Annotated in this window: 9 protein-coding genes; 2 read left to right on the forward strand and 7 right to left on the reverse strand. The window is 55.7% G+C overall.

All coding sequences use genetic code 11. The features are described 5' to 3' along the window. On the forward strand, positions 1 to 222 hold a 222-nt coding region (locus B2W52_RS20370; protein WP_286803991.1), incomplete at its 5' end, for a hypothetical protein. 37 nt (positions 223 to 259) lie between these two features. Here the strand turns inward: B2W52_RS20370 and B2W52_RS20375 are convergent. From B2W52_RS20375 to B2W52_RS20400, 6 genes are all read right to left on the reverse strand, one after another. Further along, on the reverse strand, positions 260 to 883 hold the full coding sequence (locus B2W52_RS20375; RefSeq protein WP_008170683.1) for a protein-methionine-sulfoxide reductase heme-binding subunit MsrQ: 624 nt from the start codon (positions 881 to 883) through the stop codon (positions 260 to 262). Then, positions 883 to 1857: a protein-methionine-sulfoxide reductase catalytic subunit MsrP gene (gene msrP / locus B2W52_RS20380; protein WP_053114538.1), complete on the reverse strand. Its 975-nt coding sequence runs from the start codon at positions 1855 to 1857 to the stop codon at positions 883 to 885. The genes B2W52_RS20375 and msrP overlap by 1 nt, the downstream gene beginning before the upstream one ends. A gap of 95 nt (positions 1858 to 1952) precedes the next feature. After that, a complete protein-coding gene (gene pssA / locus B2W52_RS20385; RefSeq protein WP_041644958.1) occupies positions 1953 to 2771 on the reverse strand; it encodes a CDP-diacylglycerol--serine O-phosphatidyltransferase in 819 nt (272 codons plus the stop codon). An 89-nt stretch (positions 2772 to 2860) separates the two neighbouring features. Next, positions 2861 to 3877: a ketol-acid reductoisomerase gene (gene ilvC, locus B2W52_RS20390; RefSeq protein WP_008170689.1), complete on the reverse strand. Its 1017-nt coding sequence runs from the start codon at positions 3875 to 3877 to the stop codon at positions 2861 to 2863. Between the two features lie 64 nt (positions 3878 to 3941). Beyond that, a complete protein-coding gene (gene ilvN / locus B2W52_RS20395; protein WP_008170692.1) occupies positions 3942 to 4433 on the reverse strand; it encodes an acetolactate synthase small subunit in 492 nt (163 codons plus the stop codon). A 2-nt stretch (positions 4434 to 4435) separates the two neighbouring features. Continuing rightward, on the reverse strand, positions 4436 to 6154 hold the full coding sequence (locus B2W52_RS20400; protein WP_008170695.1) for an acetolactate synthase 3 large subunit: 1719 nt from the start codon (positions 6152 to 6154) through the stop codon (positions 4436 to 4438). Positions 6155 to 6674: 520 nt separating this feature from the next. On the opposite strand from B2W52_RS20400, the gene B2W52_RS20405 reads away from it, so the two are divergent. Beyond that, positions 6675 to 7136, forward strand: coding sequence for a DUF4124 domain-containing protein (locus B2W52_RS20405; protein ID WP_286803992.1), 462 nt, complete (start codon positions 6675 to 6677; stop codon positions 7134 to 7136). A 51-nt stretch (positions 7137 to 7187) separates the two neighbouring features. Here the strand turns inward: B2W52_RS20405 and B2W52_RS20410 are convergent. Then, positions 7188 to 7819: AAA family ATPase (locus B2W52_RS20410; RefSeq protein WP_286803993.1), on the reverse strand; the 632-nt coding region annotated here is incomplete at its 5' end.

Below are 7819 nucleotides of genomic sequence, written 5' to 3' on the forward strand. Positions count from 1 at the left end.
AGGCCGCGTATTCTACATCGTAACGCCGCCTTGTCAACCGTTAATCCGAAGAATTTTAAAACTCATTTTCTTCAGTACTTTCAAACGGTTACTTCTGCTCGGAAAACCGCTGTGAGTGGCTTGTCCCTCAGAAGTGGTGCGCATTCTACAGGCGTCAGGAAAACTGTCAACGAGGTTTTTGAATTAATTTATAGCGGTATCGGTTTCCACGTATCCGCCTGATCAGTCAGTGATCAGATCGTATTCTTTTTACTCAAAATCAGCCTCTGACAAACGGAATCAGCGCGCGACTCCCGCTCCATTTCCAACGAAGCGCCAGCAGAACTGCGATTATCAGGCCGTACACCACCATTTCTCCAACGTCACTGCGGGACTGCCAGATGAAATGAACCCATGCCGCTATCGCAATCGGGTACACCAGCTTATGCAAGGCTTTCCATTGCCGGCCCATCCGCCTCATCATCCCCTTTGTTGAGGTTAACGCCAGTGGCACAAGCATAAGGAAAGACACCGCCCCCGCCAGGATATATGGCCGCTTGGTGAACGTGGCCCATAGATCGCTCCAGCCAAGAATAAACTGCAGAAACGCCAATACATGCAACACCGCATAAAAGAACGCAAACAGACCAAGCATCCGGCGAACCCGGATCCACGCTCCCCACCCTGTCCAACGCTTGAGCGGTGTCATGCATAAGGTAGCAATCAATAACTGAAATGCCGCGATGCCCAGCGACTCTGTTACTTCTTGCCCGGGATCCGGGCCGAGGGACTGGCTGGCAATGCTGGCAATCAGCACCAACAGGGGAACGCTGGCGAGCAGCGCTACCAGCAGGCGAAACGCCAGCACAAACCCCGGTTGGTTCAGCACACGCTTCTCATTCATCAATAGAACTTGCTCAAATCCATGCCCTTGTACAGATCGGCAACCTGTTCTCCATAACCATTGAACTTGACGGTTTCCATGTAGTTGGGAGAGAGCAAGCCAGAGGGCAGCCTGCGCTCCCGCTTCTGGCTCCACCTCGGATGGTCAACTTCAGGGTTCACGTTGGCATAGAAGCCATACTCCTGGGGCGCAAGCATTTCCCAGGTAGTCTTGGGGCGCTCCTCCTGAAAGCGAATCTTGACGATCGACTTGATGCTCTTGAAACCGTACTTCCAGGGCACGACCAGCCGGATAGGCGCGCCATTCTGGTTTGGCATGGTCTTGCCGTAGAGCCCAACAGCCAGGAAGCTTAACTCGTTCATTGCCTCGTCCATGCGAAGACCTTCCTGATAAGGCCAGTCGATGGTGCTGAACAGCGAGCGCTGACCTCGCATCTGGTCCGGATCATAGAGGGTCTCGAAATAGACGTACTTCGCCCTGGAAGTCGGTTCGAGCCGCTTGAGAATGTCGGCCAAGGGGATCCCGATCCAGGGAATCACCATCGACCAGGCCTCGACACAACGAAGCCGATACACCCGTTCCTGATACTCGTGAGGTTTCAGCAGATCTTCCAACGCATACGCACCGGGCCGATCACATGCGCCTTCAACAACCACGGACCAGGGATCAACGGTCATCTCATCGGCGTACTTCGCCGGATCCCCTTTTCCAGTGCCGAACTCGTAAAAGTTGTTGTAACGGGTTACGTCCTCAAAAGGGGTTTTCTCCTCGTCGGTGGAAAAGCCGGGCATCGGAACAAAATCCAGCGCTTCTCCCGGGACAGGAAGCTTCGCTGCCGACAACAGACCGGGCACTGAAAGGCCAGCGGCCACAGCCAGGGTGCCGGACATAAATTGACGTCGGTTCAGGTAAACAGACTCGGGCGTAACTTCAGAATGAGGCAAAGCCCAGGAAGGGCGTTTCTTGATGAGCATGGAAAGTCTCCGTCGGGGCATCAGCCAGCAAAGGCGTTGACCGGAGACTGTATTGAAAATTCCCGGACCTCACTGAGGAGGCCCGGAAGGGGTGCTCAGTCAGCGGCGCCTGGAGCTTTCCGTGGCTTGCCACGGAAAAGCGCACGAACAGGGCCGGACAACGCGTATATCAGAAATCCAGTAAACAATACGGTTGCAGGATCCAGCGCGATCACTACAAAAACCAGCACCACAAGCAGAATGGCGGCAAACGGTACACGGCCACGCAGGTCCAGATCCTTGAAACTGCGGTACAGAATATTGCTCACCATCAAAACACCGGCACCGCCGACCACAAACATGGTCAACAAGGTGAGCCAGGTAGACGGTTCGAAAAGATGGAAACACCAGACCAGGCCCGCGACACAGGCAGCCGCAGCCGGACTCGGCAAGCCGACAAAGAACTTCTTATCGACCGAGCCAATCTGGGTATTGAACCGTGCCAGGCGCAAAGCGGCGCCAGCCACGTAGATAAAGGTGATGGCCCAACCAACCTTGTCGAAGGCGTTCAGTGACCAGAAAAAGGCTACCAGCCCGGGAGCGACGCCGAAGGCCACCATGTCGGCCAGACTGTCGTACTCCTCACCGAATTTACTCTGGGTATTGGTCATCCGGGCGACCCGGCCGTCGAGACCGTCCAGAATCATCGACACAAAAATAGCGATGGCGGCATTGTCAAAGACGCCGTTGGCGGCAGAAACAATGGCGTAAAAACCTGAGAACAGCGAAGCGGTTGTGAGCGCATTGGGAAGCAGGTATATCCCCTTGCGGCGCACGGGCGCACCTCCTACCAGCTCTTCTTCAACCACTTCCCCGGCCTCGACTTCATAGTCCGGGTTCTGCTTGCCGTCGGCGGATTTTCTTTCTTCAGTCATTCCCATTACTCCGGAAAGCGTTTGGGCGGAGTATATACGAAAAACGCGGCCACCCGGGCCGCGTTTTTCAAAACCAGGCGGAATTCCGCTTAGTTTTTGTCCTTATCCACGATCTTGTTCGCGGAGATCCAGGGCATCATGCCGCGCAGTTTTTCACCAACCACTTCGATTTCGTGGGCAGCGTTCTGGCGACGACGCGCCGTCATGGACGGATAGTTCAGAGCGCCTTCAGAGATAAACATCTTGGCGTACTCGCCGCTCTGAATACGCTTCAGCGCGTTGCGCATCGCTTCACGGGACTGCTCGTTGATGATTTCGGGACCGGTCACATACTCGCCATACTCCGCGTTGTTGGAGATGGAGTAGTTCATGTTGGCGATACCGCCCTCGTACATCAGATCGACGATCAACTTTAGCTCGTGCAGACACTCGAAGTACGCCATTTCCGGCTCATAACCGCCTTCCACGAGCGTTTCGAACGCCGCTTTAACTAGCTCCACGGTACCACCGCAGAGAACGGCCTGCTCACCGAACAGATCGGTTTCGGTCTCATCCTTGAACGTGGTTTCGATGATGCCGGTACGGCCGCCACCGATACCGCTGGCGTAGGACAGAGCCAGATTCTTGGCGTTGCCGGAGGAATCCTGGAAGATAGCGATCAGGTCAGGAATACCACCACCGTTGGCGAACTCGGTGCGCACGGTGTGGCCCGGTGCCTTGGGAGCAATCATAATGACGTCCAGATCCTTACGCGGAACGATCTGGTTGTAGTGGATAGCAAAGCCGTGGGCGAACGCCAGGGTGGCGCCTTGCTGCAGATTCGGCTCGATTTCCGCCTTGTACAGCTGGGCCTGGTATTCGTCCGGAGTCAGAACCATGACAACGTCGGCAGCGGCAACGGCAGACGGCACGTCGCTGGTCTTCAGACCATAGGCTTCCGCCTTGGCGATGGAAGAAGAACCCGGGCGCAGGCCCACGGTCACGTCAACGCCGGACTCTTTCAGGTTGCAAGCGTGAGCGTGGCCCTGGGAGCCGAAACCAATGATGGCAACTTTCTTGCCCTGGATGATGGAAAGATCGCAATCCTTATCGTAGTAAACCTGCATGAGAAACCTCTGTTATTTGTGATGGCCCCGAAGAGCCATATTGTTCAAACCCTGTTTGAAATCGTTAAAGGCTGAGCACCTTCTCGCCCCGGGCGATACCGGATACACCGCTGCGCACCACTTCCAGTACGCCCGACGTGCCAACGGCCTGAATAAAGCCGTCCAGCTTCTCGCTGTCACCTGCCAACTGAACCGTGTAAACGGAGCTGGTCACATCCACGATCTGGCCGCGGAAAATGTCCACCGTACGCTTGATCTCGGCGCGCTGGGAACCCGTGGCTTTCAGCTTGACCAGCATCAGTTCGCGTTCGATATGGGCGCCTTCGGTGAGATCCACCAGCTTGACGACTTCAATCAGCTTGTTCAGTTGTTTGGTGATCTGTTCGATCACCTTGTCAGAACCCGTGGTGGTCACCGTCAGACGGGACAACGTCTCGTCCTCGGTTGGCGCCACGGTGAGTGTTTCGATGTTGTAGTTGCGCTGGGAAAACAGACCTACCACCCGCGACAGGGCGCCAGGTTCGTTTTCAAGCAAAACAGAAATGATTCGACGCATGATCAGACCCTCTCCGTCTTGCTGAGCCACATATCTTTCATGGAACCCCGGGCAACCTGCATCGGATACACGTGCTCAAAGCGATCCACGTAGATATCCACAAATACCAGCTCGTCTTTCATGGCCAGCACTTCTTTTAGCTTGGTCTCCAGGTCCTCCTTCTTCTCAATCCGGACACCCTTGTGGCCGTAGGCTTCCGCCAGCTTGATGAAGTCGGGCAGGGACTCCATGTAGGACTCGGCATGGCGGGACTCGTAGTTCATGTCCTGCCATTGCTTGACCATACCCAGAGCCTGGTTATTCAGATTAATGATCTTAACCGGCAGGTTGTACTGCTTGCAGGTCGACAGCTCCTGGATGTTCATCTGGATACTGCCCTCACCGGTAATGCACAGCACTTCGTCGTCCGGATGGGTCAGTTTTACCCCCATGGCCGCCGGCAGGCCGAAGCCCATGGTGCCGAGACCACCGGAATTGATCCAGCGGTTGGGCTTATCGAACTTGTAGTACTGGGCCGCGAACATCTGATGCTGACCAACATCGGAAGTCACGAAGGCTTCGCCGTTGGTCAAGCGACACAGCATTTCGATGACTTCCTGGGGCTTGATCACATCCGGGCTGGTCTCATAGCGCATGCCATGGAATGCTCGCCACTCGTCAATCTGCTTCCACCAGGAAGCAATTGCGTCCGCGTCCGGCTTTTCCTTGGCTTCCTTCACCAGCGACAGCATTTCCTTGAGCACAGCGTCAACCGGGCCAACGATGGGCACATCGGCATCCACGGTTTTGGAAATCGAGGCCGGGTCGATGTCGATATGGATGATGCGCGCGCCCGGACAGAACTTCTCGGTAGCATTGGTCACCCGATCATCAAAACGGGCTCCCACGCAGAGAATGAGATCCGAGTGGTGCATGGCCATGTTGGCTTCGTAGGTGCCGTGCATGCCAAGCCAGCCGAGGTGCTGTTTATCGCTGGCCGGGTAACAGCCAATGCCCATCAGGGTATTGGTGATCGGATAGCCCAGCAGCCGTACCAACTCAGTCAGCTGATCCGATGCCTTGCCCAGAACAACCCCACCGCCTGCGTAGATAATTGGGCGCTTCGCCGCCAGCATCATGTCGACCGCTTTCTTGATCTGACCGGCATGGCCGCGAATAGCGGGGTTGTAGGAGCGCAGTTTGACCTTCTTGGGATAGGCGTACTCGTAACGCTCGTTCGGCGTGGTCATATCCTTGGGAATATCCACGACCACAGGACCGGGGCGACCGGTCGCGGCAATATAATACGCCTTACGGATAATCTCCGGGATTTCCTCGGGATGACGGACACTGAGATTGTGCTTAACCACCGGACGGGAGACACCCATCATATCGGTTTCCTGGAACGCGTCCTCGCCGATGAGGGTGGACGCAACCTGGCCGCACAGAACCACCATGGGGATGGAATCCATGAATGCGGTGGCAATGCCAGTGATGGTGTTGGTGGCTCCAGGACCCGAGGTCACCAGTACGGTACCTGGTTTTCCGGTCGCACGGGCATAACCGTCGGCCATGTGGACCGCCGCCTGCTCGTGCCTTACCAGAATGTGCTTGACTTTGTCCTGCCTGAACAGCGCATCATAAATATGAAGGGCTGCACCACCCGGATAGCCGTATATGTATTCGATACCTTCATCTTGAAGGGACCGGATCAGCATATCGGCGCCAGACAATAACTCCACGATTTTCTACCCTCTTCTACGAGTGAATGAGCCGGGAAGGCTCCCGGTTGCCTGGATTCACGGTGTCCATGCTTCTTTTGAAAGCGGAACCGGCTGCTCCTCCACACCTTGTTAAGAGGTTGTCTCCTGGCCAGCCGCCCTCCTGAGGGTTGCGGAGAACGGCCAATCAACGGGTTGCACGTAAGCAACAACCATCCCGCGACGGATGCGCGGCGCGTTCAGTGTGGTAATTGATGGGGGATACTCGCTCGGGATTGCCTGCCGTATTGACCCCAGTCTTCAGGCAATCGGTAATTCTGACAGCGCGAAACTCCCTGTCAATAGCCGCTGCAGGTTTCTGTGCCTATACTGGCCGAAGGTCTGCCATAATTGGAACAAATCCGATACAAAGATTTGAACCAGACAGAAGAAAATCCGCAATAGCGATGGCATGATAGGCAACATTGAAATTAAAAAAACGGGCCCGGTCTATCCAGGTTGTCTGCCTGCCCGGGAGCAGTGAACATACGCGAGTTGAGCCATGAACAGAAAAATCCTGACGCTGACCTTATTACTGGCGGTTGTACCTGGTGTCGCCATGAGCGCCTCTGTCTATAAATGGACCGATGAAAACGGAGTTACCCATTTTGGCGACCGGCAGCCCACGGGCTCAAAGGCCGAACGAGTCAACGTTCGCTCTGGTACGTCTACCGACGCATCCGGCAATCGACAGAGCCCGCAAGAGCGACTGCGAAATGTACAAGAACAGCGAGCGGATGAAACGGAGCAGCGCCGGGAAATGGCGGCTGAGGAGGCCCGCAGAAAACAGCGGGAAGCGAACTGCGAAACAGCTCGCTCAAATTTGAACGTGATCGACACCAACGCTCGTATTCGGATCGAGGAAAACGGGGAACAACACTACCTCAGCCCAGAGGAAATTGCCGAAAAGCGGGCAGAATTTGAGCGGATTGCGGAAGAGAACTGCGGACCGGAAGAACAGTAAGACGAAAAAAAGGGGTCAGATGAAAGCTTTCATCTGACCCCGGTTTCAAGCTCAAGCCTTGGCGAATGCCAGGTGGTGGTCCTCCACCGTACCCTTGATGACATCCCCCGGCACAAACTCTCCCTGTAGCAAACGCTGAGCCAGCGGATTCTCGATCATTCGCTGAATAGCCCGCTTCAAAGGCCGCGCGCCATATACCGGGTCGTACCCGACTTCGGCCAGCAGCTCCATCGCAGCGTCATCCAGCTCCAGCTTCATATCCTGTTCTTTCAGGCGCTTGCTCAGAGACTCGATCTGAATCCGGGCAATGCCCTGGATTTGACTCTCCGCCAGCGGGTGGAACACCACCACTTCATCTACGCGGTTGATGAACTCGGGGCGGAAATGAGTGCCGACGACTTCCATGACGGCCCTCTTCATGACCTCGTAGTTCTCCTCGCCGGCTTTCTGCTGGATGATGTCCGAGCCGAGGTTTGAGGTCATGACAATGACCGTGTTCCGGAAGTCGACGGTCCTGCCCTGCCCGTCCGTCAGGCGACCATCCTCAAGTACCTGCAAAAGTATGTTGAACACATCCGGATGGGCTTTTTCCACCTCATCCAGCAACAAGACGGAATACGGCCGGCGGCGAACCGCTTCGGTCAGGTAGCCACCTTCCTCGTAGCCGACATAGCCCGGAGGCG

Source organism: Marinobacter sp. UBA2498, assembly GCF_002341575.1.
GTDB lineage: Bacteria > Pseudomonadota > Gammaproteobacteria > Pseudomonadales > Oleiphilaceae > Marinobacter > Marinobacter manganoxydans.